Origin of the sequence: Actinomadura geliboluensis (assembly GCF_043197915.1) — a bacterium.
Taxonomy (GTDB): Bacteria; Actinomycetota; Actinomycetes; order Streptosporangiales; family Streptosporangiaceae; genus Spirillospora; species Spirillospora geliboluensis.
This window is the reverse complement of sequence record NZ_JBICUA010000002.1, coordinates 636,988-662,171: the sequence shown is the minus strand read 5'-3', so window position 1 is coordinate 662,171 and position 25,184 is coordinate 636,988. Positions and strand designations below refer to the sequence as shown.

General features: G+C 72.6%; 29 protein-coding genes. 11 read left to right on the top strand and 18 right to left on the bottom strand.

Annotated elements, in window-relative coordinates:
* Nucleotides 1-15: 15 nt before the first annotated feature.
* From ACGFI1_RS08615 to ACGFI1_RS08595, 5 genes are all read right to left on the bottom strand, one after another.
* On the bottom strand, nt 16-1,155 hold the full coding sequence (locus ACGFI1_RS08615) for an enolase C-terminal domain-like protein (RefSeq protein WP_392784174.1): 1,140 nt from the start codon (nt 1,153-1,155) through the stop codon (nt 16-18).
* A 56-nt stretch (nt 1,156-1,211) separates the two neighbouring features.
* On the bottom strand, nt 1,212-1,583 hold the full coding sequence (locus tag ACGFI1_RS08610) for a peptidoglycan-binding domain-containing protein (RefSeq protein WP_386872491.1): 372 nt from the start codon (nt 1,581-1,583) through the stop codon (nt 1,212-1,214).
* Nucleotides 1,584-1,629: 46 nt separating this feature from the next.
* A complete protein-coding gene (locus ACGFI1_RS08605) occupies nt 1,630-1,857 on the bottom strand; it encodes a hypothetical protein (protein WP_138639663.1) in 228 nt (75 codons plus the stop codon).
* Nucleotides 1,858-2,299: 442 nt separating this feature from the next.
* The gene (locus ACGFI1_RS08600) at nt 2,300-3,037 is read right to left on the bottom strand and encodes a hypothetical protein (protein WP_386872492.1); all 738 of its coding nucleotides are present in this window, start codon (nt 3,035-3,037) and stop codon (nt 2,300-2,302) included.
* Between the two features lie 132 nt (nt 3,038-3,169).
* Entirely contained in the window at nt 3,170-3,409 is a 240-nt protein-coding gene (locus ACGFI1_RS08595) for a helix-turn-helix domain-containing protein (protein WP_179271444.1), read from the bottom strand.
* A gap of 207 nt (nt 3,410-3,616) precedes the next feature.
* Here ACGFI1_RS08595 and ACGFI1_RS08590 point away from each other — a divergent pair, with 207 nt between their 5' ends.
* Both ACGFI1_RS08590 and ACGFI1_RS08585 read left to right on the top strand, forming a co-directional pair.
* The gene (locus tag ACGFI1_RS08590; protein ID WP_386872494.1) at nt 3,617-4,132 is read left to right on the top strand and encodes a helix-turn-helix domain-containing protein; all 516 of its coding nucleotides are present in this window, start codon (nt 3,617-3,619) and stop codon (nt 4,130-4,132) included.
* 106 nt (nt 4,133-4,238) lie between these two features.
* Nucleotides 4,239-4,961, top strand: a complete 723-nt coding sequence (locus ACGFI1_RS08585; RefSeq protein WP_392784171.1) for a hypothetical protein — start codon at nt 4,239-4,241, stop codon at nt 4,959-4,961.
* Between the two features lie 82 nt (nt 4,962-5,043).
* Here the strand turns inward: ACGFI1_RS08585 and ACGFI1_RS08580 are convergent, their stop codons facing one another.
* From ACGFI1_RS08580 to dapE, 4 genes are all read right to left on the bottom strand, one after another.
* On the bottom strand, nt 5,044-5,223 hold the full coding sequence (locus ACGFI1_RS08580; protein ID WP_392784169.1) for a hypothetical protein: 180 nt from the start codon (nt 5,221-5,223) through the stop codon (nt 5,044-5,046).
* 100 nt (nt 5,224-5,323) lie between these two features.
* On the bottom strand, nt 5,324-5,764 hold the full coding sequence (locus ACGFI1_RS08575) for a DUF6098 family protein (RefSeq protein WP_301175017.1): 441 nt from the start codon (nt 5,762-5,764) through the stop codon (nt 5,324-5,326).
* Nucleotides 5,765-5,813: 49 nt separating this feature from the next.
* Entirely contained in the window at nt 5,814-6,614 is an 801-nt protein-coding gene (locus tag ACGFI1_RS08570) for an LOG family protein (protein WP_392784166.1), read from the bottom strand.
* Entirely contained in the window at nt 6,611-7,687 is a 1,077-nt protein-coding gene (dapE, locus tag ACGFI1_RS08565) for a succinyl-diaminopimelate desuccinylase (protein ID WP_392784164.1), read from the bottom strand. Before dapE ends, ACGFI1_RS08570 begins: the two co-directional genes overlap by 4 nt.
* 29 nt (nt 7,688-7,716) lie before the next feature.
* Here dapE and ACGFI1_RS08560 point away from each other — a divergent pair, with 29 nt between their 5' ends.
* Nucleotides 7,717-8,391 carry a 4'-phosphopantetheinyl transferase family protein gene (locus ACGFI1_RS08560; protein ID WP_392784567.1) on the top strand — a complete coding sequence of 225 codons (675 nt, stop codon included), beginning with the start codon at nt 7,717-7,719 and terminating at the stop codon, nt 8,389-8,391.
* Nucleotides 8,392-8,403: 12 nt separating this feature from the next.
* On the opposite strand, the gene ACGFI1_RS08555 is transcribed toward ACGFI1_RS08560, so the two are convergent.
* The gene (locus ACGFI1_RS08555) at nt 8,404-9,240 is read right to left on the bottom strand and encodes a 2,3,4,5-tetrahydropyridine-2,6-dicarboxylate N-succinyltransferase (protein ID WP_176195425.1); all 837 of its coding nucleotides are present in this window, start codon (nt 9,238-9,240) and stop codon (nt 8,404-8,406) included.
* A 44-nt stretch (nt 9,241-9,284) separates the two neighbouring features.
* On the opposite strand from ACGFI1_RS08555, the gene ACGFI1_RS08550 reads away from it, so the two are divergent.
* The 3 genes from ACGFI1_RS08550 to ACGFI1_RS08540 are packed head-to-tail and all read left to right on the top strand — an operon-like array spanning nt 9,285 to nt 12,683.
* Nucleotides 9,285-10,202, top strand: coding sequence for a hypothetical protein (locus ACGFI1_RS08550; protein WP_392784162.1), 918 nt, complete (start codon nt 9,285-9,287; stop codon nt 10,200-10,202).
* Nucleotides 10,203-10,254: 52 nt separating this feature from the next.
* Nucleotides 10,255-11,433, top strand: coding sequence for a glycosyltransferase family 4 protein (locus ACGFI1_RS08545; protein ID WP_387072361.1), 1,179 nt, complete (start codon nt 10,255-10,257; stop codon nt 11,431-11,433).
* Nucleotides 11,412-12,683: an MFS transporter gene (locus ACGFI1_RS08540; RefSeq protein WP_392784160.1), complete on the top strand. Its 1,272-nt coding sequence runs from the start codon at nt 11,412-11,414 to the stop codon at nt 12,681-12,683. The genes ACGFI1_RS08545 and ACGFI1_RS08540 overlap by 22 nt, the downstream gene beginning before the upstream one ends.
* A gap of 14 nt (nt 12,684-12,697) precedes the next feature.
* Here ACGFI1_RS08540 and ACGFI1_RS08535 read toward each other — a convergent pair whose 3' ends face one another.
* Genes ACGFI1_RS08535 through ACGFI1_RS08525 form a run of 3 tightly spaced genes read right to left on the bottom strand, consistent with a single transcriptional unit; the run spans nt 12,698 to nt 15,421 of the window.
* Entirely contained in the window at nt 12,698-13,543 is an 846-nt protein-coding gene (locus tag ACGFI1_RS08535; protein ID WP_138640225.1) for an ABC transporter permease, read from the bottom strand.
* Nucleotides 13,536-14,366, bottom strand: coding sequence for an ABC transporter ATP-binding protein (locus ACGFI1_RS08530; RefSeq protein WP_392732861.1), 831 nt, complete (start codon nt 14,364-14,366; stop codon nt 13,536-13,538). Before ACGFI1_RS08530 ends, ACGFI1_RS08535 begins: the two co-directional genes overlap by 8 nt.
* Nucleotides 14,363-15,421 carry an ABC transporter substrate-binding protein gene (locus tag ACGFI1_RS08525; RefSeq protein WP_392784158.1) on the bottom strand — a complete coding sequence of 353 codons (1,059 nt, stop codon included), beginning with the start codon at nt 15,419-15,421 and terminating at the stop codon, nt 14,363-14,365. The genes ACGFI1_RS08530 and ACGFI1_RS08525 overlap by 4 nt, the downstream gene beginning before the upstream one ends.
* A 170-nt stretch (nt 15,422-15,591) precedes the next feature.
* Here ACGFI1_RS08525 and ACGFI1_RS08520 point away from each other — a divergent pair, with 170 nt between their 5' ends.
* Entirely contained in the window at nt 15,592-16,494 is a 903-nt protein-coding gene (locus ACGFI1_RS08520) for a TauD/TfdA dioxygenase family protein (RefSeq protein WP_138640228.1), read from the top strand.
* 58 nt (nt 16,495-16,552) lie between these two features.
* On the opposite strand, the gene ACGFI1_RS08515 is transcribed toward ACGFI1_RS08520, so the two are convergent.
* Both ACGFI1_RS08515 and ACGFI1_RS08510 read right to left on the bottom strand, forming a co-directional pair.
* On the bottom strand, nt 16,553-17,032 hold the full coding sequence (locus ACGFI1_RS08515; RefSeq protein ID WP_138640229.1) for a carboxymuconolactone decarboxylase family protein: 480 nt from the start codon (nt 17,030-17,032) through the stop codon (nt 16,553-16,555).
* Nucleotides 17,029-18,108, bottom strand: coding sequence for an NAD(P)H-dependent amine dehydrogenase family protein (locus ACGFI1_RS08510; protein WP_392784156.1), 1,080 nt, complete (start codon nt 18,106-18,108; stop codon nt 17,029-17,031). Before ACGFI1_RS08510 ends, ACGFI1_RS08515 begins: the two co-directional genes overlap by 4 nt.
* 173 nt (nt 18,109-18,281) lie before the next feature.
* Between ACGFI1_RS08510 and ACGFI1_RS08505 the strand changes: the two genes are divergently transcribed.
* From ACGFI1_RS08505 to ACGFI1_RS08495, 3 genes are all read left to right on the top strand, one after another.
* Entirely contained in the window at nt 18,282-19,913 is a 1,632-nt protein-coding gene (locus ACGFI1_RS08505) for a GMC oxidoreductase (protein WP_392784154.1), read from the top strand.
* 408 nt (nt 19,914-20,321) lie between these two features.
* Nucleotides 20,322-21,215 carry a DMT family transporter gene (locus ACGFI1_RS08500; RefSeq protein ID WP_138640232.1) on the top strand — a complete coding sequence of 298 codons (894 nt, stop codon included), beginning with the start codon at nt 20,322-20,324 and terminating at the stop codon, nt 21,213-21,215.
* On the top strand, nt 21,212-22,081 hold the full coding sequence (locus ACGFI1_RS08495) for a DMT family transporter (RefSeq protein WP_386872522.1): 870 nt from the start codon (nt 21,212-21,214) through the stop codon (nt 22,079-22,081). The genes ACGFI1_RS08500 and ACGFI1_RS08495 overlap by 4 nt, the downstream gene beginning before the upstream one ends.
* Here ACGFI1_RS08495 and ACGFI1_RS08490 read toward each other — a convergent pair.
* A complete protein-coding gene (locus tag ACGFI1_RS08490; protein ID WP_392784152.1) occupies nt 22,059-23,090 on the bottom strand; it encodes an MGDG synthase family glycosyltransferase in 1,032 nt (343 codons plus the stop codon). The genes ACGFI1_RS08495 and ACGFI1_RS08490 overlap by 23 nt on opposite strands.
* A 64-nt stretch (nt 23,091-23,154) precedes the next feature.
* On the opposite strand from ACGFI1_RS08490, the gene ACGFI1_RS08485 reads away from it, so the two are divergent.
* Nucleotides 23,155-23,865: a polysaccharide deacetylase family protein gene (locus tag ACGFI1_RS08485; protein ID WP_301175029.1), complete on the top strand. Its 711-nt coding sequence runs from the start codon at nt 23,155-23,157 to the stop codon at nt 23,863-23,865.
* Between the two features lie 116 nt (nt 23,866-23,981).
* Here the strand turns inward: ACGFI1_RS08485 and ACGFI1_RS08480 are convergent, their stop codons facing one another.
* Nucleotides 23,982-24,371, bottom strand: a complete 390-nt coding sequence (locus ACGFI1_RS08480; RefSeq protein WP_392784150.1) for a hypothetical protein — start codon at nt 24,369-24,371, stop codon at nt 23,982-23,984.
* Nucleotides 24,372-24,457: 86 nt separating this feature from the next.
* Nucleotides 24,458-25,183 (bottom strand): hypothetical protein, encoded by a 726-nt coding sequence (locus tag ACGFI1_RS08475; protein WP_386872527.1) that lies wholly within the window; start codon nt 25,181-25,183, stop codon nt 24,458-24,460.
* Between the last annotated feature and the right edge of the window lies 1 nt (nt 25,184).

Below are 25,184 nucleotides of genomic sequence, written 5' to 3'. Positions count from 1 at the left end.
AATCGTCGGTTGCCATCAGGCCGGGCGGGAGCCGTACACGCGGTACGGTTCCGCGTCGTCCCACCTGACCTCCAAGCCCAGTCCGGGACGGCCGGTGTCCGGGCGGAGCGCGCCGTCCACCGGGCCGAGGTTCCCGTCGAAGAGCAGGTGCTCTACGCGGACGTGGTCGTGGAAGTACTCCAGGTGGCGGAGCCGCCGCACCGCGCAGAACGCGTGCGCGGACACCGCGGGCGCGCAGTGCGCGGACAGGTCGATCTGGTGCGCCGCCGCGAGCCCGGCGACCTGGAGGACGCCGGTGACGCCGCCGCAGCGGGTGACGTCGGCCTGCAGGCAGTCCACCGCGGGGCCCGCGAGCAGGTCGGCGAAGTCCTTCAGCACGAACCCGTACTCGCCGGCGGCGATCTCGGTCCGGCCGGGGCCCCGCTCGCGCACCAGCCGCAGCCCGGCGGTGTCGTCGGACGGCACCGGCTCCTCGAACCAGCGGACGTCCCACTCCGCGGCGAGCCGGTGCGCCCAGTACAGCGCCTCCTTGCGGGTCAGCGCGCCGTTGGCGTCGGCGAACAGCTCCGCGCCGGTGCCGATCGCCTCGCGGACGGCGGTGAGCCGGCGCGGGTCGTCCGCCGGGCGCCGGGAGGTCTTCAGCTTCACCCTGGGGATGCCCTGCTCCACCCAGCCCCCGAGCTGGGTGGTGAGGCGGTCCAGGGAGTAGTTCGTGAACCCTCCACTGCCGTAGACGGGCACCCGGTCGTGGAACGCGGGCAGCGCCGTGACCAGCGGGACGCCGAGCAGCCGCGCCTTCAGGTCCCACAGCGCGATGTCGACGGCGGACACCGCCATGGCGCCCACGCCGGGGCGTCCGGCGTTGCGGATCCCGGCGAACATGCGCTCCCAGGCGGCGGGCGGGTCGAGCGCGCTCGCGTCCCGCACGGCGGGCGCCAGCTTCGACCGGACGAACGCGGCGACCGAGACGTCCCCGTAGGTGTAGCCGATCCCGGTGCGCCCGCCGGACCGCGCCTCGACCAGGACGAGGGTCGTCGAGTCCCAGCGGAGGGTGCCGTCCTCCTCCAGCCCGTCCGGGCCGTCCACCGGCACCTCGAACGCGTGGACGGCGACGTCCTCCACCACCGCGTCGGCCGCGCGCCCCTCTGTGTCCACGAGCGTCTACTACCGCGGAAGGGAGGGCCAAAACGGGCGGACGCGTCGGCCCCGGTTCAGTCCCAGGTCGCCGCCCACGTCCAGGCGTCGACCTCCCCGTCGCCGGCCAGCCCGGCGCGGCGCTGCAGGGACGTGGCGACCTTGCTCGACCGCGGCCCGTACCAGCCGTCGACGCGCAGCGTGTACCCCCTCTTGCACGCCTGCCGCTGCCACTGCTCGACGTCCATGCCGTGCATGATCGGCGTCCCCGGGCCGGCGTACTTCAGCGTCCGGCGCGGGAACGGCGGCATGCCCTTGACCAGCTGGACGATGGTGCGCCGCGGCCGGCGGTGCCTGCCGCCGAACCCCCGCTGCGGCCACGGCGCCCCCTGGGCCGGCGCGGCGTACTCCGACGCCGCCGCGGTCGTCCCCATCACGTCCTGATTCATCGGAAACCCACCGTTCGTCTTTCTCACTGCGAACTCACTGCGGAGGTCAGCGCGGCGCGAGGCAGGGCGCCGGCGCCGCGGCCAGCCGGGACATCTCGACGCCGATCACGATCGCGCCGAGCAGCGCCAGCGCGATGACGCACACGATCAGCGCCAGGTCCGTCCACACCCGCGGGCGGCCCGGGAACGGCGGCGGCGCGGCGTCCGCCCCGCGGGACGCGTCGGGCGCCTCCAGCCGGAGCAGGGAGGCGATCTCGGGCTCGTGCAGGGTCATGGCTCACTCCATGGAGGTCGGATCGACCGTGCCGGGGGGGGGAAGGCACGGTCAGAGGGTTGCGCCCGGTTCTGCGGGCTCGCCGGAGGGCGGCCTCGGGAGGGCCGGGGCCCCGCCCCCGCGACGGGCCCTGGAAAGGCCGGCGGCCACGCCTGGGCGATGGGCGCGGCCGCCGGCGGCGGCGGATCTCCTCCCCCATTCGAGACCCGCCCTCGAAGGTCGTCCCCCTCCCCCCAGAACCGGGGGACGACGTGGTCAGTGGCGCCTCAGCGCGGGGCCCGGCCGTACAGCCGGACGACGCGGCGGAGCTGCTCGGCGTGCGCGCCGGAGCTGTCGCGCGGCAGCGCATCCCAGCGTTCGGCCAGGTCGTAGCAGGCTTCGGCCAGCGAGCGGTGTTCGGATGAGATTCGAAGAGCGGTCCTGTCCGGCGTCAGCGCCGGGATCAGGACGGCGGACCGGCGGACGCGCCGAGGGCGTCGGCGGGCTCCTCGTCCGGGTCGCGCTCCGGCTCGCCGTGCTCCCGCTCGTTGGGCTCGTGGCCGGCGGCCGCGTCGAGGGGCGGCCAGGCCCGGACCGCGAGGACCTCGTCCAGCAGCGGCCACGCGACGGGGACGCCGTCCTCGTCCAGGAGGGTGAGCTGCCCCCCTTCGACGGAGCCGAGCAGGCCGATGTCGCGGGTGCCGTCGGCGTTGTCCACGCGGACCTGGCGGCCCAGCAGGGGCGCCAGGGCGCGGGGCACGGCGGCCGGCGCCTCCCCTTCCGGCGCGAGGCGGGGCGGCGGGGGCCCGGAGGTGCGCGCGCGCTCGTCCGCGTGCAGGGCGACGACGTGCGCGGCGGCGTACAGCGCGCGCATCGACTCGGCCAGGTGGCCGTACTGCACGGGGGACGCGTCCGGCGGCAGCGCCATGCGGATGCTGCCGATCGCCAGGCCGAGCCCCTCGTCCGCCCCGGCGACCTCGCGGATCTCACCGGGGGACGGGATGGGCGCGGCGCCGTGGGCGATCGTCAGGAGGAACTTCGCCTCGGCGGCCAGGCCCTGGTGGCGGTGCAGGACCTCCATGACCTGGAAGGCGGCCTTGCGGTGGTTCTCGAGTTGGTCGTGGGCCCGTTCTACGGCGGCCTCGTGCTCGGCGACGGACGCGGCCAGGTCGTCGATGGTGCCCTGGCTGAGCCAGTTCATCGGGTACCCCCGGCCGGGCCGGTGCGGGCACGAGGAGAGGGCGGTGGTGCGGTGCTCATGGTGACGTTCCTTCTTGCGGGGCGGTGTTCAGGGCCCGCGGCACGGTGTCCGGGCTCGCGGCGCCCGAGGGGCTCAGTTCGCCCGGTCCCACTGTTCGGCGGGCTCGACCGGGCAGGCGCCCATGTCCTTGATCGCTTCGAGGTCCTCGTGCGCGAACCGGAACAGGCGCTTGCCGTAGCGGCGATGCGGAATCTCTCCCCGGCTCGCCGCCCGGACGAGCCAGTCACGGGTGAACGACGTGATCTCTGCGGCCTCCTGCGGCGTGTACAGAAGGCGCTCCACGGGAATCTCGCTGCCTGGAGATCTTGACATGCCCGGAAGCGTAACGCATCTCAGTGCGTCGTGCAGCATCAAGACGCGTTTTAACCATCTCATGTGGTGCTCGATGCCTTGGGTTGTGCATGGATCCGATGGCGACCGGCCAAAACGCGTTACGACTCGTCAAAGTCCGTTTTGCTCCGCTACACTTACGCACCGTGTCAGGCCGTCACCCCGCGACACGAGAAGGAGCCTGTTCCCTTGAACGAGTCGGACGGACGCGACGAGGACGTGCCCGGCCACCCGCCGGCGGCCTGGCGGCGGCTGGGGCAGATCGTCCGGCAGCGGCGGATCGAACTCGGCTTCGGCTCCCAGGCGAGCCTCGCCGCCGAGGGCGGCCCCTCGCTGTCCGTGGTGAACAAGATCGAGACCGGCCGCGGCCGGGACTACACCGACCGCGTCATCATCCCCCTGGAGGACCGCCTCGGCTGGCGCCGCGGCAGCTTCCGCGCGATCCTGGACGGCGGCGAGCCCGTCCGCCTGGACACCGCGACCGCGGCCGCCGCGCCGGCCGCCGAGCATTCCCATGACGGAAACTATCCCGAGGAAGTGGTGGGGGACCCCTTCCTGCGGTTCATCTGGGACGCCCCGGAATCCCTCGCCGACGACGAGGACAAATGGGCCGCCGTGACCGGCGTCCTGCTCAAGCGGCGACGACCGGTGCCCCGACCTCTCGACGAACAGCAGGGTCGTCAGCGGAAAGCCGACAACATATAGTGTCGGTAACTGGGTAGCAGGCGCATCTGCTACCCAGTTTTTCTGTCTGCGCGATCGTGCTGCCCCGGAGGCGCGGAACGACGCGGATACGCGATCGGGAGACGTCATGGATTCCCCTGATGAACGCCGCCTCAAAGAGACCATCGAACGTCTGACCCGCGAGAATGAGAAACTGCGTACTCAGCTTGCCGTGGCGCAGCAGTGGAACCCGCCGCTCGATCTCGAACGGGCGTTCCGGTCCGCCCGGGGGTGGGAGTGCCTCACCGTATCGCTGCTGCCGGAAAAACCGACGCTCATTCTGATCAGCGGCGGCAAAGCCGGAAAGGACGAGGAACTCGACGCGGCCGGCGAAGTGTGGCGGCACCTGCAGACCGCGGCCCTGCCGCGTGGCCGGATCGGGCCGTTCGCGCGGGCCTGGATGCCGAGCCGGCTGCTGGGCTACCTGCGCGAGCAGAGCGGCCGGACCGTCATCGTCATCAACCGCGATCTGCGCCGCGGACAGGTGTCGCGCGCGGCCCGAATGCTCCGGGAGGGCGCCAAAAGACGCCGCCCGGCGACCCGGCTCATGGAACTATCCGCCATTCCGCTGCTGAGCATCTGCACACTGCTGTACGGCCATGCGGCCAAGAGCACGACCGGATTCTCCGGGGCGGCGCCGGCCGCCACCACCATGCTGCCGGCGGCGGTCGTGTCCGCCTTATCCCCGAACCTCGACCTGCACCCGGTAACGGCACGGAACCGGCCGCCTGCGCACAGCAGTCCGCTCGACCGGCCGCCCCAGTGGCTCCCCGCTCCCCTTCCGCCGCACGACCTGGATTCGACGTACTGACGAAAAGTGCGTTCGAGGGTGCTCGCTTCTTTCGATGCGCCTGTTTCCGCGCGGGGCGGACACCCTCGGTACACCGCCGCGCTTATTCGAAGTCGTCCGGGCTGAGATCCTCCGGCCGCCCGCCGCGGCCCTCGGTGGAATCGGGCCGGAACTCCTCCGGATGCACTTCCCGGCCCACCGGCGCCTCCTGGGCACCGCCCGCCTGCGCCTCGGGCCCCCGGGCCGCGTCGCCGGCCCCTCCGTTCGGCGTCCGCTCGCTCATCACCGGTCCCCCTTCCGTGATGTCAGCGCCGCCCTACCCGCCCCGCGGCCCCTCACACCGGCCGCGCCGGTCCGGGTCCGCACGTCCGGCCCAGAGCCGGTCAGCCGCCCTCGCGGTCGAGGGGGCCCCAGTCGGTGTTCGCGTCGCGTTTCAGGAGGCTCTCGGCCTCGTCGAGGACGCGCTTGTCGATCAGCGCGACGGCGGCGGGACGGGCCACGACGGGCTCGTTGTCGGGGCCGCGGCCCGCCTCCTCGCCCTCCAGCACCCACGGCCGGGCGCCGCGGGCGCGGGCCCGCTCCAGATGGGAGTAGTCGTGCAGGCGCCGCGCCACCCACAGGACCGTGGACCGGTCCCCCCACCACTCCTCGACGGCCAGCGGGTTGGCGGACAGGCCCGGCAGCTCCGCGCCGGTCAGCCCGTCCGCGCTGTGCGGGCGGGACTCGTCGGCCTCCGGGTCCGCCGACCAGCGCACGTACAGGGACGGACGGTCCTCCAGCAGCGCGGCCAGCTGCTCCAGCGTCGTGATCACGTCCAGCGCCATGAGGGCGCCCTTCCCCGTACGGGCGCGTCGATTCCCCCGGCCCCCGGGGTCACTCGGCGGCGGTCTGCCCGGCCTCCGCCTGTGCGCGGGCCTCGATGATCTCCTGCTCGGCGCGCGTGTGCCCCTCGACGATGATCCGGACGACCTCCTCCGGGTCGTCGGTGAGGTGGATCAGGTCGATGTCCTGCGGGGAGATCTTGCCGCTGGGCAGCATGGACTGCTTCACCCAGTCGAGCAGCCCGCCCCAGAACTGCGTCCCCACGAGCACGATCGGGAAGCGGGTGATCTTCCTGGTCTGGACGAGGGTGATCGCCTCGAACAGCTCGTCCAGGGTGCCGAAGCCGCCCGGCAGCACCACGAACGCCTGCGAGTACTTCACGAACATCGTCTTGCGGACGAAGAAGTAGCGGAACTCGATGCCGATGTCGACGTGGTCGTTGAGCCGCTGCTCGAACGGCAGCTCGATGCCGAGGCCGACCGACAGGCCGCCGCTCTCGTCGCAGCCCTTGTTGGCCGCCTCCATGATCCCCGGGCCGCCCCCGGTGACGACGGCGTAGCCGGCCGCGTGCAGCCGGGCGCCGATGTCGACGGCGAGCTCGTACTCCGCCGAGCCGGGCTTGGTGCGGGCGCTGCCGAACACGCTGACCGCCTTCGGCAGCTCGGCGAGCAGCCCGAAGCCCTCGACGAACTCCGCCTGGATGCGCAGCACGCGCCACGGGTCGGCGTGCACCCAGTCGGCCGGGCCGCGGCCGTCGAGCAGCCGCTGGTCGGTGGTCGTCTTCGGGACCGCCCGCCCGCGCAGCATGGCCGGCCCCTGTCGCCGCGAGGGGGATTCCGCATTCAAAGTCATGAAGCCACGTTAGTGCGACCGGCCAACCACATGCGCATACGTTGCTCGCACTCGGCGATGAGGGGCATCTCGACGTACTCGTCCTTGGTGTGGGCGAGGGTCGGCTCGCCGGGCCCGTAGTTGACGGCGGGGATGCCCAGTTCGGCGAATCGGGCGACGTCCGTCCAGCCCAGTTTCGCGCGGACTTCCGCCCCGGCGGCGGCGACGAACGCGGCCGCGGCCGGGTGCGTCAGCCCAGGCCGGGCGGCGGACGCGGCGTCGGTGACCGTCACCTCGAAGCCCGCGAAGATTTCCCGAAGGTACGCCTCCGCGTCGGCCACAGACTTGTCAGGGGCGAAGCGATAATTCACGGTGACGACGCATTCGTCCGGAATAACGTTTCCGGCGACGCCGCCGGAAATGAACACGGCGTTCAGGCCCTCGCGGTATTCGAGGCCGTCCACAACCGGACGCGTCGGCTCATAGGCGCGGAGCACGTCGAGGATCCGCCCGGCGGAGTGAATGGCGTTCGACCCCATCCAGGCCCTGGCGCTGTGCGCCCGCTCCCCCTGCGCCGCGACCTCGACCCGCATCGTGCCCTGGCAGCCGCCCTCGATCTGGCCGCCCGTCGGCTCCATCAGCACCGCGAAGTCGCCCGCGAGCAGCTCCGGACGCGACGCCGCGAGCTTCCGCAGCCCGTTGCGCTCGGCCTCGATCTCCTCGCACTCGTAGAAGACGTAGGTGATGTCGCGGTTCGGCTCGGGAACGGTCGCGGCGAGCCGCAGCGCGACCGCGACGCCGCTCTTCATGTCCGTGGTGCCGCACCCGTAGAGCCGGTCGCCCTCCACCCGCGACGGCAGGTTGCCGTTCAGCGGGACGGTGTCGAGGTGCCCGGCCAGCACGACCCGCTCACCGCGCCCCAGCTCGGTGCGGGCGACGACGTTGTGGCCCGCCCGCTCCACCGCCAGGTGCGGGAGCGCCCGCAGCGCCTCCTCGACGGCGTCGGCGAGCGGCCCTTCCCCGCCGCTCACCGACTCGATGTCGACGAGCGCCGCCGTCAGCTCGGCCACGTCCGAGAAGAGATCCAGCCCCATGTTCAAGTCCTATCATCACGTTTGTGGAGATGCTGGAGTGCGCCGTCCGCTGGGCGGCCCCCGTCGACGAGCCCCCCATGCGCGCCCTGCTCGACGACGGCGAACGCGACCGCTACGACCGCTTCCTGCGCCCGGAGGACAAGGCCCGTTTCGTCACCGGCCGCTTCCTCGCCCGCACGGCCCTCGCCGAGGCGACCGGCCTGGCCCCGGAGACCATCCGCTTCACCACCGACTGCCCGCACTGCGGCGCCGGGCACGGCAAGCCCCGCCTGCCCGGCAGCGGCCTCGACTTCTCCCTCTCCCACTCCGGCGACCGCGTCGTCCTCGTCCTCGCGGAGGGCGCCGAGGTGGGCGTGGACGTGGAGCGCGAGAGCGACCGCGACGTCGACCGCCTCGCCGAGATGGTCCTCGCGGCCCCCGAGCGCGCCGTCCTGGCGGCGATGGCCGACCGCAAGCGCGGCTTCCACGCCTACTGGTCCCGCAAGGAGGCCCTCCTGAAGGCCACGGGCCACGGCCTGGCCGCCCCCATGACCGACATCCACCTCTCCGCCCCCGACGATCCCCCGGAGGTCCTGGCCTGGCAGGGCGACGCGGCGGTCTCTCCCGTCCGCATGGCCGACCTGACCCCAGGCCCCGGCTACGCCGCCTCCACCGCCGTCCTCACCCACCGGCCCCTGAAAATCACCGAGACTCCGATCGGCTGAGGGACGGCCGTGTCAGGTGTTGATTCCGTGGTCGCGGAGGATGTCGTTGAGGGACGCCTTGTCGTGGCGCTGGCCTTCCTCTAGGCGCTTGAGGATGAGCACGGCCGGGAGGCCGAAGGTGCCGCCCTTGAACTCCTTGTAGCGGGTGCCGCCCACGGCCACACACCAGTCGGGGATGCGGCCGCGGCTGATCTCCTCGCCGGTCTCGACGTCGATCACCGGCATGGACGCGGACAGGTTCGTGCCGGAGCCGACCACGGCGCCCTTCCCGACCCGGGCACCCTCGACGATCATCGAGCGGCTGCCGATCATGGCCTCGTCCTCGATGATCACGGGCTTGGCGTTCGGGGGCTCCAGGACGCCGCCGATGCCGACGCCGCCCGACAGGTGGACGTTCTTGCCGATCTGCGCGCAGGAGCCCACGGTGGCCCAGGTGTCGACCATGGTGCCGGAGTCGACGTAGGCGCCGATGTTGGTGAACGACGGCATCAGCACCACGCCGGGCGCGAGGTAGGCGCCCCAGCGGGCGATGGCGCCGGGAACGACGCGGACGCCGTCGAGCCGGCTCTTCAGCGGGATGCGGTCGTGGTAGCGGAAGTCGCCCACCTGGGCCCGCGCCATGCCGAGCACCTTGAAGCTCAGCAGGATCGCCCGCTTGGCCCGCTCGTCGACGAGCACCTCGTCGGTCGCGGGGTCGATGCGGGCGACGCGGGCCTCGCCCGTGTCGATCTGGTCGACGGCGGCCACGATGGCGGCGCGCGCGTCGGCGTCGTCCGGGGTGAGGTCGGCGCGCCGCTCCCACAGCTCGTCGATGCCGCCGGAGATCGGGCTGGTGAACGTTTCGGTCATGCCTCATGAGCTTACTGGGACCCAACTCCCGGTACCTTCTTCGCGTGGCTGTTTGGGCGAGGTTGAAGGAGCGTCCCGAGGAGGGCGCGGACGGTGGCGGGGGCCGCCGCGGCCTGCGCTGGGCCGTGGGCCTGGCCATCGGGGTCATGCTGCTGGCCGTCGGCGGGTTCGTGCTGTTCGACCGCGCGCGCCCGTACCTGCACGGGACGGGCTGCGAGGTCCGGACGACGCAGGGCTCGATGCCGCTCGATCTCGAGCAGGCGGCCAACGCGGCGACGATCTCGGCGGTGGCCTTCCGCAAGCGGCTGCCCGAGCGCGCCGTGGTGATCGCGTACGCGACGGCGATCCAGGAGTCGCACATCCGGAACCTGCCGGGCGGCGACCGCGACTCGGTGGGCATGTTCCAGCAGCGCCCCTCGCAGGGCTGGGGCACCCCGGACAAGCTCCGCGACCCCGTCCAGTCCACGAGCAAGTTCTTCGACGCCCTGGTGAAGGTCAAGGACTACCTCGACCGCGACCTGCACGACGCCGCGCAGCTGGTGCAGCGCAGCGCGGACGGCACCGCCTACGCCCAGCACGAGCCGGACGGCAAGCTGCTCGCGGCGGCGTTCACCGGCCGGGAGCCCGCCACGGCGCGGTGCTGGTTCCCGCCCGACAAGAAGACGGAGTCGCGGCGCCCGGCGGCGATCCGGGAGATGCGCCGCGCGTTCGGCAGCCGCCTCAAGGTCGCGGGCCCGAGCCCGCTGACGCAGGGCGCGAAGTCCGACCCCGACTCGTGGAACGCGGTGAAGGCGGCGACGCCGCGCGAGGGCTGGGCGGTCGCGAGCTGGGCCGTCGCCCACGCGCAGGCGTACGGCCTCACGGAGGTCCGCTACGCGGGCAAGCAATGGCGGTCCGACGCCGGCCACGACGGCTGGACGGAGGACAAGGACGCTCCGAAGGACGCCGTCATCGTCCAGTGACCGGTGGGTCGCCGGTTGGTTGGGGCGCGGCTGTGCGGGAATCCGTGTGCGCATGGAGATACCGCGGATCCTCGTGCTGACCGGGCATTTCCCCCCGGAACCGGGTGGGGTGCAGACGTTCACGTGGGAGCTGGTGCGGCGGCTGCCCGCGGAGCGGCTGGTCGTGGTGGCGCCGGCGCGGGCGGGGGCGGCGGAGTTCGACGCGGGGCTGGGGTTCCCGGTGGTGCGGCGGCACGGGTACCTGCTGTTCCGGGGGCTGCGCCGGATCGTCGCGCGGCACCGGGTGCGGGCGGGGTGGATCACGGCGGCGGCGCCGTTCGGGATGTACGCGCCGCTGGTGCGGGCGGCGGGGGTGCGGTGGCTGGTCGGCTCGGCGCACGGGCAGGAGCTCGGCTGGTTCCGGGCGCCGCCGACGCGGGCGGCGCTGCGGGCGGCGGCGCGGTCGTTCGACGTGCTGACCCACCTGTGCGAGGAGACCCTGCCGGAGCTGGCGGACGCGGTCGGTGACCGGACGCGGCTGGTCCGGCTCGCGGGGGCGGTCGACACGGTGCGGTTCCGGCCGGGTCTGGACGGGGCGGCGGTCCGGCGGCGGCACGGGCTCGGCGACGGCCCGGTGGTGCTCAGTGTGGGGCGGCTCGTCCGGCGCAAGGGCCACGACATGCTGATCCGCGCGTGGCCGGACGTGGTGCGGCGGCGCCCGGACGCGCGGCTCGTCATCGTCGGGGACGGCCCGATGCGCCGCAGGCTCGCCGAGATGGCGGACCGGCACGCGCCGGGGACGATCACGCTGGCGGGTCTCGTCTCGGCGGCGGACCTGCCGCGCTACTACGCCGCCGCCGACGTGTTCACGCTGCCGTGCCGCGATGACCGGCGGGGGTTGCAGACGGAGGGGCTGGGGCTGTCGGTGCTGGAGGCGTCCGCGGCGGGGCTGCCGGTGGTGGTGGGCCGGTCGGGTGGCAGTTGCGCGTCGCTGATCGACGGCCGGACGGGGGTGCTGATCGACGCCACCGGCCCGGACGAGCTGGCCCTGGCCCTGCACCGGCTGCTGGCGTCGCCGGAGCGGGCCGCCGCGATGGGCGCGGCGGGGCGCCGGTGGACGTGCGACACCTGGAGCTGGGACACCGCCGCCGCCCGGCTCGCCGGCCTGCTGTCGGGCCCGTCCCGCCTGGATGCGCCGTCGCGGCCGGAGGTACCGGGGATGGAGCCCGCATGGGACTCAAGGAGCAGCTGAGCCGCCGGGACTTCCGGCGGCTCATCGTCGGGCAGACGGTCTCCTCCTTCGGCGACTGGATGGGCACGCTGGCGCTGATGTACTTCGTCCTGGAGCTGAGCGGCTCCACGACGGCGGTGGGCGGGGTGCTGGTGCTGCGGCTGCTGCCGTCCGCGGTGGGCGCGCCGGTGGCGGCGCGGGTGGTGACGCGGTGGCGGCGGCGCAGCGTGATGCTGTGGTCGGACATGATCCGGACGGGCATGGCGCTGGCGCTGCCGATCGTGCCGTGGCTGGTGTGGGTGTACTTCTGGGCGTTCGTGATCGAGGTGGTGGGGCTGGTGTTCCTGCCGGCCCGGGACGCGGCGATCCCCTTCCTGATCGGGGACGAGGAGGACGAGCACGACACCGGCACGCTGGAGATGGCCAACGGCATCACGATGGCGACGTCCTACGGGATGATCCCGGTGGGCGCGGGCGCGTTCGGGCTGCTGCTGTGGCTGTCGAACCTGGCGGGCTGGGAGGGCCACTGGCGGTACGTGGTGGTGTTCTGGCTGAACGCGGCGACGTACGTGGTGTCGTACTTCGCGATCCGCTCGATCCCCGATCTCGGTCCGGGCCCGGCGGAGCGGCGGCGGATGGAGCACACCGAGCGGGAGGCGCAGGGCGGTTTCTTCCGGTCGCTGCGGCTGCCGGTGGTGCGCGGCGTCATGCCGGGGGTGGCGGTGGTGGCGCTCGGGCTGGGCGCGCTGTTCTCGCTGGGCGTGGTGTTCGTCAAGAACGTGCTGGACGCGGGCCCGGTGGGGTTCGGGGCGCTGGTGGTGCTGTTCGGGGTGGGCGCGATCACGGGCCTGCTGCTGGTCCACCGCAAGGCGGGCAGCCTGATGACGCAGATCAAGCTGGGGACGGCCGCGCAGGGCCTGGTGATCGCGTCGATGGGCGCGCTGGGGTCGATCTGGTGGTCCTACATCGGGGCGGTGGTGTTCGGCGCCGCCGCGACGAGCGCCCTGGTCGGCGGCATCACGTTCCTCCAGGAGCAGCTGAGCGGCGTGGAGCGCAACCTGGCGCTGACCGCGTTCCACGCCGTGCTGCGGTTCGGGCTGGCGCTGGCGGCGCTGGTGTCGGGCGTCGCGGCCGACCTCCTGAAGGAGGCCGGCGCGACACCGCTCGGCCTGGCGCCGGGCCAGTTCGTGCTGACGGCGTCGGGGCTGGTGGTGCTGGCGGGCACCTTCCTGATCCGCGCGCCCGACGCCGGCCGGATGCCGCTCACCTGACGGGGGCCGTGAGGTCAGCGCGCGTCGGTGCGCCACCGGGTGAACCGGCGCTCGATCAGCACGAGCAGGTAGTTGAACACCAGCCCGAGCGCCGAGATGGTGAGGATCCCGGCGTACATGTCGGGGATCGCGAAGTTCTGCTGGGCGGAGCCGATCAGGAAGCCGAGGCCCTCCTTGGCGCCGACCATCTCCGCGACGATCATCACGAGCACCGAGATCCCGCCGGCCAGCCGGATGCCGGTGAACACCGACGGCACCGCGGCGGGCAGCACGACCTTCTGGAAGATCCGGGCGGCGGGCAGCCCGAGCGACCGCGCCGACTTGACGAGCGTCGCGTCGACCGTGCGGACCGCGCTGATCGTGTTGAGCAGGATCGGCCACGTGCACGCGTACAGCACGATCGCGATCTTCGAGGTCTCGCCGATGCCGAGGACGAGGATGAAGACCGGCAGCAGCGCGATCGCGGCGGTGTTGCGGAACAGCTCCAGCAGCGGGTTCAGCAGCTCCGCGACCGGCCGGTACCAGCCGATCAGCAGCCCGAGCGGCACTCCGACGGCGATCGACAGCCCGAAGCCCGCGAGGGCGCGGACGAGGCTGGCCTCGGTGTTGCTCCACAGCTGGCCGCTGCGGGCGAGGTCCCACAGCGCCGGGAGGACGTCCGACACCGGCGGCAGGAAGACCGGGTCGACGAGCTGGGCGCGGGGCGCCAGCTCCCAGACGGCGAAGAACGCGATGACGGCGACCGAGCGGCGCAGGGCGGTGCCCGCGAGCGCGGTGGCGCGGCGGCCGGTGCGGCGCGGCGGGGGCGCCGGCGCCTCGGGCCCGGCGGTGAGGACGGGGGCCTCGACGGTGCTAGCCACGGCGGGCCTCCTCACGCGGCGCCGGGACGGCCGGGGCCTGCGCCGCCCGCACCTCGTCCTTCAGCAGCGACCAGACGCGGTGCCGGTGCGCGGCGAACTCGGGGCTGGAGCGCAGGTCCTCGTGGGCGTCGCGGGGGCCGAGGTCGATGTCGACGACCTCCTTCACCCGGCCGGGCCGCGAGGTCAGCACCGCGACGCGCCCGCCGAGGTAGACGGCCTCGTCGATGCCGTGGGTGATGAACACGACGGTCTTGCCGGTGGCCTTCCAGATGCGCAGCAGCTCGTCCTGGAGGGAGTCGCGGGTCTGGGCGTCGAGCGCGGCGAACGGCTCGTCCATGAGCAGCACCTCCGGGTCGTAGGCGAGGCTGCGGGCGATCGCGACGCGCTGCTTCATGCCGCCGGACAGCTCGTGCGGGTAGCGGTCCTCGAAGCCGGACAGGCCGACGAGGTCGAGGTGGCGGCGGGCGATGTCGGCGCGCTCGCGGCGGCGCAGCCCCTTGGCCTCCAGCCCGAACTCGACGTTGCGCAGCGCCGTCCGCCACGGGAACAGGGCGTACTGCTGGAAGACGACGGCCCGGTCCAGGGCGGGCCCGGTCACCTCGGCGCCGTCGATCGCGACGCGCCCGGCGGTGGGCCGGGCCAGGCCGCCGATCAGGTCGAGGAGGGTGGACTTGCCGCAGCCGGACGGCCCGACCACGACGAGGAACTCGCCCTCGGCGACGTCGAGGTCGACGCCGTCGAGCGCGGTGAACGCGCCGCCGCCGCGGACCGGGAAGGTCTTCCCGACCCCGGAGAGGCTGATCTTGGTCGCGGGCCCGGTCATCGGGGGACGCCTCCGTTCGCGTACGGGTTGAACTCGTTGGTGTAGAGGTCGCGGGGCGGGACACCGACCTCGCGGATCTGGCCGACGTCCTTCAGCCAGCGGCTCCAGACCGAGAACTCCCGGTCGCTCATCAGGCCGCCCCGCCCGGCGACGCCGAGCGACTTCCAGTACTTGAGGGCGTCGGCGTTCTCGTTGCGGCCGCGCGCGGTGAGGATGCGCGTCTGCCGGGCGATGACCTCCGCGCGCGGCGCCGTCCGGGTCCACTCGATCGCGCGGGCGACCCCGGCGGTGAAGGCCCGGACGGTGTCGGGGTTGCGCTCGATGAAGTCGTCGCGGAACACGTAGGACCCGGCGGTGAACGGGCCGAGGAAGTCGTAGTCGCTGAACACCGCGCGGACGCCGCCGGCGGCGAGGGCCTTGTCCTGGAAGATGCCGCTGAGCGCGGCGACGTCGATCTGCCCCTGGCGCAGCGCCTGCTCCAGGGAGACCGGCGGGACCGCCAGCGCCTCGACCTTCCGGACGTCGGCGGGGGCGACCCCGTTGCGCCGCAGGTAGAGGTCGAGGACGGCCTGGGCGTGGCCGCCGAGGGTGTTCATGCCGACCTTCGTGCCGATGAGGTCGCGCGGCCCGCGGATCGGGCTGCCGTCCAGGACGAAGAAGCCGTTGTAGGTCTTGCGGTCGGTGCCGTAGTAGCCGATGACGGACGTGAGCGGCGCGCCGGACTCCTGCAGCTTGACCGAGGCGCCGTTGAAGGCGCCGCCGAACGCGACCTGGCCGGTGGCGGCGCTCTGCACGTCCTGCGGGCCGCTGATGGTGTTGCCGATCCACTCCAGCTTCACCTCGCCGAGGTAGCCGAGGTCGGCGGCGAGTTCGGGGAGGATCACCTGTCCGGTCCAGCCCTGGTAGCGCAGGATGCCGGTGCGTTCGGCACCGCCGCCGAGCGCGCGGCCGCAGGACGCGGTGAGCGGCACGGCGGCCGCCGCGACCGCGAGCGCGGACAGGAGCCGTCTTCTCGTGGGGTCGGGGTACGGGCGTGGGGAGGCGATGGAGGACACACCGTGACTATGACCTCGATTTCCTACTAAGTCAATCGGAATAGTTGCTTTTTGCGCGGGGCCGTGTTTCGCTACCGATCGGCGGGTCCGCACGGCACCGCTCCGGAGCACCCCCGGAGCGACCCCCGGACCGCCGCTCCGTTGACCGTCCGTCCCCCAGGAGGTGGGCAATGTCCGAGTTCGACATCCGCAAGATCGGCGGCCGCATCGGCGCCGAGGTCGTCGGCGTCGACGTCCGCGAGCTGACCGGCGCGCTGTTCCGCGAGATCCAGGAGGCCCTGCTGGAGCACAAGGTGCTGGGCTTTCGCGGCCAGGACCTGACCGACGACGACCAGATCGCCTTCGCCGCCCGCTTCGGGCCGCTCACCGGCGCGCACCCGACCGTCCCGGCGGCCGACGGGCACCGCGAGATCCTGCCGGTGGACAGCGAGTCGGGGCGGGCGAACCACTGGCACACCGACGTCACGTTCGTCCAGACGCCGCCGAAGATCAGCACCCTGCGCAGCCTCGTCATCCCGCCCTTCGGCGGGAACACGCTGATCGCCAACACCGGCGCCGCGTACCGGGACCTGCCGGAGGAGCTGCGCCTGCTGGCCGACCGGCTCTGGGCCGTGCACACCAACGACTACGACTACGTGAAGCCGCCGAACAGCGGCGCCGACCCGGAGAAGTCGGCCGAGCACCGGAAGGCGTTCGTGTCACGGACGTGGAAGACCGCGCACCCCGTCGTCCGCGTCCACCCCGAATCGGGCGAGCGGAACCTGTTCATCGGCGGGTTCGCGCAGAGCGTCGTCGGGCTGCCGCCGCGCGAGGGCCGCACGCTCCTCGACCTCTTCCAGCGGTACGTGACCCGGCCGGAGAACATCCTGCGCTGGGCGTGGGCCCCCGGCGACCTCATCGTGTTCGACAACCGGATCACGCAGCACTACGCGTCCGACGACTACGGCGACCTGCCGCGGCTGCTGCACCGCGTCACCGCCGCCGGCGACGTCCCGGTCGGCGTGGACGGGCGGGAGAGCTACCGCGTCGAAGGCGACGAGGCCGCGCACTACACGCCGTCCGCCGCCGCTTGAGCCGGACCGTCCGCGGACCAGGGCCCGGGGTAGGGGTGACCCCGGGCCCGCCCGGGTCTCAGGGCTTGGGCAGGACGCACATGGCGTCCAGGCCGAGCACGTGGTTGAGGCGGCCGAACGCGAGCCACGAGCCGATGCACATGCTCAGCTCGACGATCTCGCGCTGGTCGTAGTGCGCGGTCATGCGCTCCCAGAACTCCTCGTCCAGGCCGTGGTGGTCGAGGACGTAGCGCTCGGCGTACTCGGCGGCGAGGCGCGTCCGGTCGTCGAAGGCGTCGGTGGTGCGCCAGTCGGTGACCGCGTCCGCGAACTCCTCCTCGACCTTCTGGCCGTCCCGCTCGGTCCGCCAGTCGAGGCAGAACAGGCACCCGTTGAGCTGCGCGACGCGCAGCCGGGCCGCCTCGAACTCGCGGAGCCCGAGGGTGGTGTGCTCGTACACCGCGAGCGACAGCCGGGACGCGGCGGGGCCGATGCCGGGCACCAGCTCGCCCCACGCGTACTGGATCGGGTCCTTGCCGTCGGGGACGTCGAGGTTCATGCGCGGGTGCCTCCGAGCCTGCCCGCCGCGGGGCGCAGCGGGACGTCGAGCGCGTCGTAGAGTCCGGGTTCGGCGTCCACCAGCCAGTCGATCGCGCTGACGAGCCGCCCGACCGCGGTCGCGTTGCCGCCGGCGGCGCGGTTGCCGTGCTCGTCGGTGGCCTCGACCGTGACCTCGATGCGCGGGTTGCCCTCGATGATGACGCGGTGGGCGCCGTCGCCGTCCGGCGGCATGGGCCAGTCGGGCGCGCACGACGGGTGGATGCGGGTGACGTGCTCCACGATGATGCGGGGCTCGCCCCCCACGATGCCCTGCACCTCGAACCGGACCGCGCCCTGCGTGCCCTTCTCGAAGTCGCCCATGGACGCGGTGGTGATGGTCTCGTCCAGCGGACGCCGGTCCAGGGTCTCGCGGACCTCGTCCAACTCGACGCCGAGCGCGCGCGCCATCAACCTGACCTGCCCGCCCCACACCATGGTCGGGACGGTCGCCGCCAGCATGGGCGGCTCGTAGTCCATGGGCTGGCCCATGCCGACCAGGTACCGGACGGAGTCGGGCTGGTCGTAGGTGGAGTAGTCGAAGATCTCCTGGCAGCGGACGACGTCGATGACGCCGCCCAGGCCGCTGATCATCAGCGGCAGGACGTCGTTGCCCCAGCCCGGGTCGACGCCGGAGACGAACAGCGAGCCGCCGCCCTCGGCGATGGCGTCGAGCACCGCTTCGCGCATTTCGGCGGGCGCGTTGCTCTGGTCGTAGAGGGCGTACAGCGCGGGGGTGACGACGACGGCGCCGGCGCGGATCGCCCGCAGGATGTCGGCGAGCGCGTCGTCCGGGCGGATGTCGCCGGACGCCGCGTAGACGACGGCCTGCGGCCGGGCGGCGAGGACGGCGTCGATGTCGGTGGTCGCCGCGACGCCGAGCTCGCGGCCGAGGCCGGCGAGGTCGCCCGCGTCCCGTCCGGCCTTGCCCTGGTCGTGGACGATCACGCCGGTGAGTGTCAGCGCCGGATGGGCGTCGACGGCGCGCAGGGCGAGCCGCCCCACGTTGCCGGTGCCCCAGACGATCGCGGAGATCATGGGCGGAATGTAACAAAGCCCGGGTCCGTTGCCAAGCAAGCACTTGGTTAACTGGCTGTGACCTGGCAACACGTGTGCGTGATGGTTCGTAAGTTACTTTTGCGTAGCTAGTGACTTCCCTCGCCGGTCGATATAGAACCTGTTCCAATCTCAGCGACAGTGAGGGAGGTCACATGACCGATTCCATCATGCCCAACGGGAGTCTCTGCGGCGTTTCCCGCCGCGGGTTCCTTGTTGGAACCGGTTCCATTCTGGGGCTGGGGCTGATGGGCGGCACCGCTGCGTCCACCGCCTCGGCGGCCGGCCCGATCGGCGACGGCGCGCACGTCCCGGTCCTGATCATCGGCACCGGCTACGGCGGCTCCGTCGCCGCGCTGCGGCTCGCCCAGGCGGGCGTCGACGTGCACATGGTCGAGATGGGGATGGCCTGGGACACCCCCGGCTCGGACGGCAAGATCTTCGCCAACACCCGGTCCCCCGACTACCGGTCGTTCTGGCTGCGGACGCGCACCAAGCAGCCGCTCAGCAACTTCCTCGGCTTCCCGATCGACAAGGACGTCCCCCGCTACACCGGGATCCTGGACGCCGAGGAGTTCGCCGGCATCACCGTCTACCAGGGACGGGGCGTCGGCGGCGGCTCGCTCGTCAACGGCGGGATGGCGGTGACGCCGAGGCGCTCGCGGTTCAGCGGCGTCCTCCCCTCCGTGAACGCCGACGAGATGTACGAGGTGTACTACCCGCGCGCCAACGCCGGGCTCGGCGTCAACAACATCGACCGCGCCTGGTTCGACAGCACCGACTGCTACCAGTACGCGCGGGTCGGGCGGAAGCACGCCGAGCGCTCGGGGTTCGAGTTCGTCTACGTCCCGAACGTGTACGACTTCAACTACATGAAGCAGGAGGCCGCGGGCGCGGTGCCGAAGTCGGCGCTGGCGGCGGAGATCCTCTACGGCAACAACGCCGGCAAGAAGTCCCTGCAGCAGACCTACCTGGCGCAGGCCAAGGCCACCGGCCGCGTCTCCATCTCACCGCAGCACCGGGTGACGTCGGTGTCGCCCGCGTCCGGCGGCGGCTACACCGTCGCCATCGAGCAGATCGACACGACCGGCGCCGTCACGGGCACCAAGACGGTGAAGGCCGACCGGGTGTTCTTCGCGGCCGGCAGCGTCGGCACCAGCAAGCTGCTGGTCAAGCTGAAGGCGACCGGCGCGCTGCCGGCGCTGAACGGCGAGGTCGGCAAGGGCTGGGGCGACAACGGCAACGTCATGTGCGGCCGCGCCAACCACCTCTGGGACCCGACCGGCAGCCTCCAGTCGTCCATCCCGACCGGCGGGATCGACAACTGGGACGCCGGCGGCGCGTTCGCCGAGGTCGCGCCGCTGCCCACCGGCATCGAGACCTGGGCCTCGTTCTACCTGTCGATCACCAACACCCCGCACCGGGCCGAGTTCTCCTGGAACGCGGCGGCGGGCCGGGTGGACCTGAACTGGCAGACCGGCTGGAAGCAGACCAGCATCGACATGGCCAAGTCGATCTTCGACAAGATCAACAAGAAGGAGGGGACGATCTACCGGACCGACCTCTTCGGCGCCTACAAGATCTGGGGCGACCACCTCACCTACCACCCGCTCGGCGGCGCCGTGCTGAACAAGGCCACCGACAACTACGGCCGGCTGCGCGGCTACTCCGGCCTCTACGCCATCGACGGGTCGCTGATCCCCGGCAACACCAGCGTCAACCCGTTCGTGACCATCACCGCGCTCGCCGAGCGCAACATCGAGAAGATCATCGCCACCGACCTGTGACGACGCGCTAGCGAGATCCGGCCACGGGCGCGTGTGGCCGGACAGTCATCTCCAGGGCCGCTCAGGAGCAGACGGGGTCAGCCCCCGCGCCCCGGCCCCGGCCGCGCAGGCGCCGAACCGGCACGCGCCGCCCTGCAGCACCCGCGTCGGCTTCCCGTGCACTTGGACCGGCGGCGGCGTCGGATTGTCGATCGCGTAACCGGGTAACGGCTGATCATCGGGGGTGCGGCCGACCTGGGCCGGGCTCAGCGGGACCACCGAGGCGAGACGGTCGCGACGAGGGCGGTGAGGGCTCGGATGCGCAGGGTGCTCCGCCGGCGGACCCCCGTCTTACGTACCGTCCAGTCGGTTCGTGGAAGGTGAGAGGCCGGATCCGGACGGGTCGCTCGGGGGAGATCGTGGACGCGGATGAGCATTCTCGGCATGGCCATCGCCGTCGTGGCGGCGGCCTTCATCGGGCTCGGGTTCGTGGCGCAGCAGCACGCGGCGTTCCGGGAACCGCTGGAGGAGATCCTGCATCCGCGGCTGCTGCTGGACCTCGTGCGCAGCCGGCTGTGGCTGACCGGCATCGCCTCGATGATCGTCGGCCAGATCATCTTCGCGTTCGCGCTGAACATCGCCGACGTCGCCGAGGTCACCCCGGTGCTCACCGTCAACCTGATCTTCGCGCTGTTCGCCGCGCACGTCATCTACCGGGAGCGGCTCGGCCGCAACGAGTGGCTGGGGTCGCTGCTGCTGACCGGCGGCGTCGCACTGTTCCTCGGCATCGGCGTGCCGCACGGCGGGGCCCTGCCGGGCGTGCACTCGCCGCGCTGGCTCGCGGGCGGGGCCGTGCTCGCCCTCGTCGCCCTGTGCGCGTTCGGCGGCCTGCACCGGGACCTGCGCGTCCGCGCGATGCTGCTGGCCTGCGGCGCCGGGCTACTCTACGGCCTCCAGGACACCCTGACCCGCAGCGTCCTGCTGGTCTCCGACGAGGGCTTCGGCCGCATCTTCGTGACCTGGCAGCCGTACGGGCTGGTGTTCATCGGGGCGCTCGGGCTGCTGTTCGCGCAGAGCGCGTTCGACGCGGCGCCGCTGCGGATCTCGCTGCCCGCGACGACGGCGGCGGAGCCGCTCACCGGCATCGCGCTGAGCATCGTGATCTTCGGGGAGCGGGTCCGGCTGGAGGTCTCCGACCTCGCCCTGGAGTCGCTCGGGCTCGCGGCGATGGTCGCGGGCATCGTCGTCCTCGGCCAGTCCCCGTACCTCGGCAAACCCGGCGAACGCGCCGCGGCGCCGCCTGACGGGGTGGAGTGCCAGTGATCCCCGTCGTCCTCGCGCTGCTCGCCGGAGCCTCCAACGCCCTCGCGTCCGTCCTCCAGCGCCGGGTGGCCAAGGCGGCGCCCGAGGCGGACGCCTTCAAGTTCGCGCTCATCCTCGACCTGCTGCGCAGCCCGATGTGGCTCGGCGGCATCGGCGCCCTCATCGCCGCGTTCGTGCTGCAGGCGGCGGCGCTGTCCATCGCGGGGCTGTCGCTCGTCCAGCCGCTGCTGGCCGTCGAACTGCCGTTCACCATGATCCTCATCGCGTTGCTGCCGCCGCGCGGGCTGACCCGCGTGCCGTGGACGGCCGTCGTCCTGCTCAGCGTCGGGCTGGCCGTGCTGCTGTTCGCGCTCTCCCCCGACGAGGACTACCACCTGCCGAGCGGCTCCGCCTGGATCATCGCGACGACCGGCACGGTCGGCTGCGTCGCCGCGCTCGTCACGCTGTCCCGGCTCATCCGGGGGCCGGTCCGCGCCGTGCTGCTCGGCGTCACGACCTCGATCGGCTTCGCGCTGACGGCCGCGTTCATGAACACCGCCACGCGCGACTTCGAGCGCGGGCTCCGCGCCGTCGTCACGTCCTGGCAGCTCTACGCCATGGCCCTCGCCGGCCTCGCCAGCCTCTTCCTGCTCCAGAACGCGCTGCAGAGCGGCAGCCTCGTCGCGGTCCAGCCCGCCCTGACCATCTCCGACCCCGTCGCCAGCATCATCCTCGGGGTCTACCTGTTCGGCGAGGACGTCCGCGGCGGGCCGTGGGTCCTGCTGGAGGCGGCCGGCATGGCGCTGCTCCTCCTCGGCAGCATCGGCATCGCCCGATCCCCGCTGCTGCACGAGGAGCACGACGTCAGCCGAGCGCCGTCTGGATGACCCGCTCCGCGGGGGCGGCCCGCAGCAGGCCGGCCGCCGTCCGCGCCCGGGCCCGGCGCTCCGCGTCGTCCTTGAGCCGGTCGAGCTCCCCGACCAGCTCGCCGGGCGTGCGCGCATAGCGGCTCAGCCCGGCGCGCGCCATCGCCGCCGCGCCGTCCCGGCCGTGCCCGGGGATCGGCCGGTAGGAGATCACCGGCAGCCCGCACGCGAACGCCTCCCGGCAGGTCAGCCCCGCCGCGTTGTCGATCAGCGCGTAGGCGCCCGCCATCAGCTCCGGCAGGTCGTCCCGCCAGCCGAGCGCGGGCCCGTAGACGCGCTCGCGCAGCCGCTCGTTCCGGCCGCACAGCACCACCGGCACGTACCGGCCGGACGCGGCGAGGTGCTGCGCCGTCTCCACCACCCGCCCGACGCCCCAGGCGCCCGCCGAGATCAGCACGATCCGGTCGTCCGGCCGGGCCCCGACCTCGTCCCGCAGCAGGCCCGACGCCGCTCGCCTGCGGCGGAACGCGGGCCGCACCACGGGCGCGCACCGGGTCGCCGGGCGGCCCGTCCGCTCCGCCACCGCCTGCGCGGACCCCTCGTCCGGGCACAGGTACCGGTCGTTGCCCGGATGCAGCCACATCCGGTGGACGGCGAAGTCGGTGACCAGCACCAGCGACGGCACCTCCAGCCGCCCGGTCTCCCGCAGCCGCCCGGCCGCCTGCGCCGCGACGTGGAACGTCGACACGACCGCGTCCGGCGGCAGCTCCCGGAGCCGCGCGTCCAGCCGCCGCGCGATCAGCGCCGTCAGCGGGGACGCGGGCGGCGGGCGCCGGGACACGAAGAACGCCCGGTAGATGCCCTCGTACAGCCACGGCGCCGACCGGACCATGCCCTCGTACATGTGCCGGAGGCCCTTCCCGAGCCGCAGCGGGACCAGGTCGAGGACGTCCAGGACGGACGCCTCCACCCCCTGCGCCGCCATCCGCCGGGCCAGCTCCGCGGCGACCGCGTCATGCCCGGCCCCCATGCCCGCTGTCAGAATTAAGAGTCGTTTGCCCATTAATTGAACTCCCCCCGGTGAAACTGATCTCATGTCCCGCCGCGTGCCCGCCGTCCTGACCGCCGCCCTGCTGGGTCACGCCCTGCCCGCGGCGACCTGGCTCCCCCCGGTGCGGCGGCTCACGCCCCGCGTCGCCGGCCGCGGCGGCCCCCGCCACGTCGCCCTCACCCTCGACGACGGCCCCGACCCCGGCTCCACGCCCCTCTTCCTGGACGAGCTGGCCCGCCTCGGCTGCCACGCGACGTTCTTCGTCCTCGGCGCGATGCTGCGGCGCGCCCCGTCCCTCGGCCGCCGCATCGTCGCGGACGGGCACGAGATCGCCGTCCACGGCTGGCACCACGACAACACCCTCACGGCCCGCCCCGGCCGCACGTCCGCGGGCATCCGCGACACCGTCCACCTGGTCGAGGACGTCTGCGGCGTCACCCCGTCCTGGTACCGGCCGCCGTACGGCGCCCTGAGCACGGAGGCCCTCTTCGCGGCCCGCCGCAACGGCCTGCGTCCCGTCCTGTGGACGGCCTGGGGCAAGGACTGGACGGCGTCCGCGACCCCCGAGTCCGTCTTGCGCACCCTGGCACCGGGCCTCGAAGGCGGAGCGACCCTCCTCCTGCACGACAGCGACGTCACCTCGGCCCCCGGCGCCTGGAAGGCGACCCTGGCCGCCCTGCCCGAGGTCGTGACCAGATGCCGCGCCACCGCCCTGACCGTCGGCCCCCTGCGCGACCACGGAGTGCGCCCGTAACTCCCCCTGTCACAGGGCTACTACTCCCCCGGCATCCGTCCTCTATGTGGAACCACCAGCCGTTTCATGGCGAGCCCGGCGAACCCGAGTGGCCTGACGGCCGGTTCAGGGGCAGATCACGGCGTTCCGGCCGGGCGACGGCCGTCCGCCGGCGCCCCTCCGCGCGGAGCCGGGTCGAGCAGCATGTGCCGCGACGGCTTCGCGACGAGCAGGAACGGGACCGCGAGCAGCGCGATCAGCGGAACTGAGGGCCCGTGCTCGTCCCCTAGGACGAGGATCACGGCGGCGAGTGTTCCGATGATCCCGGCGGCCCACACCCCGAACGCGGCGCGCCGCGCCCCGCTGGGCCACCGTCCGCTGAGCGCCGCTGCCGTCGCCAGCGCAAGAATGGCCGAATTGACGAAAGCCGTACCGACCGCGACAAAAAACGGCGCGAAGACCACCGGAACGTCGCCGTCCAGCGCACCGACCAGCCCGACCGCCGCCGAAATACCGGCGAACGTCACGTACCGGAAGAACTGGATCCACATGAACCTGCGGCGATTCCTCGGATCCCGCTGAACCGCACCCCGCGAAAGAGAGAACACGGCGCCTAACCGGTCACGACACCGGACGGAGGCCACTGCCCGCCCGGCCACTTGTTGTTCCCGTTGTTCTCCGTGCGGAAGGTGCTCGACGCGCCTCCCATCACCTGCACGGCGCCCCAGCCGGCCGCGGCGACCGCACCGGCGAACACCCCGATCGAGAGCGCCGCATTACCGAGTGCCGGGAGTATGCCCGCCCCGGTGGCGGCGGCGACACAGGACTCGATCAGCTTGTAGATCAGCGCCGCGTAGGCGAGGCCGACGGCGCCCCAGAACCCCACGAGCGTCCACCTGCACAGATTGAGGGCATCGCTGACGGCCTTCGCCGTGTCCGCGTACTGCTCCGTCGCGCCGCTCTGCGGCGCGTCCGGCTTGAGCACCTTCTTGTACGCCTTCGCGGCGTCGCCCTCCCAGTAGTCGTCCACCTTCGAATAGCTCTCTTGGAAGTAGCCCGCCTGTGAGCTCACCGGCCCCTGGACATTGTCACTGAACTTCTTCGCCGCGTCGGCCAGCTTTCCCCAGTCCCCCGGCTCCGCCACGAACTTCGCGAACTCGTTCCACATCTTGACGACAGCGTCCCGCAATTTGTCCATCAGCGGAACGACACGATCGGAGATGAAGGACGGAAGCTTGGCGAGGACCCGGTTGACATTGGCGACCAGCTCGTTCAGCTTCTCGGTCACTTTCTGGGTCTGCTGGTTGATGTGCGACATCGTCGCTGCGAACTCGGTCATG

What these genes read in the sequence shown, in the direction of transcription:
- ACGFI1_RS08610 (WP_386872491.1), bottom strand. Translation starts at nt 1,583, where the DNA reads ATGAATCAGGACGTGATGGGGACGACCGCGGCGGCGTCGGAGTACGCC.
- ACGFI1_RS08605 (WP_138639663.1), bottom strand. Translation starts at nt 1,857, where the DNA reads ATGACCCTGCACGAGCCCGAGATCGCCTCCCTGCTCCGGCTGGAGGCG.
- ACGFI1_RS08600 (WP_386872492.1), bottom strand. Translation starts at nt 3,037, where the DNA reads ATGAACTGGCTCAGCCAGGGCACCATCGACGACCTGGCCGCGTCCGTC.
- ACGFI1_RS08595 (WP_179271444.1), bottom strand. Translation starts at nt 3,409, where the DNA reads ATGTCAAGATCTCCAGGCAGCGAGATTCCCGTGGAGCGCCTTCTGTAC.
- ACGFI1_RS08585 (WP_392784171.1), top strand. Translation starts at nt 4,239, where the DNA reads ATGGATTCCCCTGATGAACGCCGCCTCAAAGAGACCATCGAACGTCTG.
- ACGFI1_RS08580 (WP_392784169.1), bottom strand. Translation starts at nt 5,223, where the DNA reads ATGAGCGAGCGGACGCCGAACGGAGGGGCCGGCGACGCGGCCCGGGGG.
- ACGFI1_RS08575 (WP_301175017.1), bottom strand. Translation starts at nt 5,764, where the DNA reads ATGGCGCTGGACGTGATCACGACGCTGGAGCAGCTGGCCGCGCTGCTG.
- ACGFI1_RS08570 (WP_392784166.1), bottom strand. Translation starts at nt 6,614, where the DNA reads ATGACTTTGAATGCGGAATCCCCCTCGCGGCGACAGGGGCCGGCCATG.
- dapE (WP_392784164.1), bottom strand. Translation starts at nt 7,687, where the DNA reads ATGGGGCTGGATCTCTTCTCGGACGTGGCCGAGCTGACGGCGGCGCTC.
- ACGFI1_RS08560 (WP_392784567.1), top strand. Translation starts at nt 7,717, where the DNA reads ATGCTGGAGTGCGCCGTCCGCTGGGCGGCCCCCGTCGACGAGCCCCCC.
- ACGFI1_RS08555 (WP_176195425.1), bottom strand. Translation starts at nt 9,240, where the DNA reads ATGACCGAAACGTTCACCAGCCCGATCTCCGGCGGCATCGACGAGCTG.
- ACGFI1_RS08545 (WP_387072361.1), top strand. Translation starts at nt 10,255, where the DNA reads ATGGAGATACCGCGGATCCTCGTGCTGACCGGGCATTTCCCCCCGGAA.
- ACGFI1_RS08540 (WP_392784160.1), top strand. Translation starts at nt 11,412, where the DNA reads ATGGGACTCAAGGAGCAGCTGAGCCGCCGGGACTTCCGGCGGCTCATC.
- ACGFI1_RS08530 (WP_392732861.1), bottom strand. Translation starts at nt 14,366, where the DNA reads ATGACCGGGCCCGCGACCAAGATCAGCCTCTCCGGGGTCGGGAAGACC.
- ACGFI1_RS08520 (WP_138640228.1), top strand. Translation starts at nt 15,592, where the DNA reads ATGTCCGAGTTCGACATCCGCAAGATCGGCGGCCGCATCGGCGCCGAG.
- ACGFI1_RS08515 (WP_138640229.1), bottom strand. Translation starts at nt 17,032, where the DNA reads ATGAACCTCGACGTCCCCGACGGCAAGGACCCGATCCAGTACGCGTGG.
- ACGFI1_RS08510 (WP_392784156.1), bottom strand. Translation starts at nt 18,108, where the DNA reads ATGATCTCCGCGATCGTCTGGGGCACCGGCAACGTGGGGCGGCTCGCC.
- ACGFI1_RS08505 (WP_392784154.1), top strand. Translation starts at nt 18,282, where the DNA reads ATGACCGATTCCATCATGCCCAACGGGAGTCTCTGCGGCGTTTCCCGC.
- ACGFI1_RS08500 (WP_138640232.1), top strand. Translation starts at nt 20,322, where the DNA reads ATGAGCATTCTCGGCATGGCCATCGCCGTCGTGGCGGCGGCCTTCATC.
- ACGFI1_RS08490 (WP_392784152.1), bottom strand. Translation starts at nt 23,090, where the DNA reads ATGGGGGCCGGGCATGACGCGGTCGCCGCGGAGCTGGCCCGGCGGATG.
- ACGFI1_RS08485 (WP_301175029.1), top strand. Translation starts at nt 23,155, where the DNA reads ATGTCCCGCCGCGTGCCCGCCGTCCTGACCGCCGCCCTGCTGGGTCAC.
- ACGFI1_RS08475 (WP_386872527.1), bottom strand. Translation starts at nt 25,183, where the DNA reads ATGACCGAGTTCGCAGCGACGATGTCGCACATCAACCAGCAGACCCAG.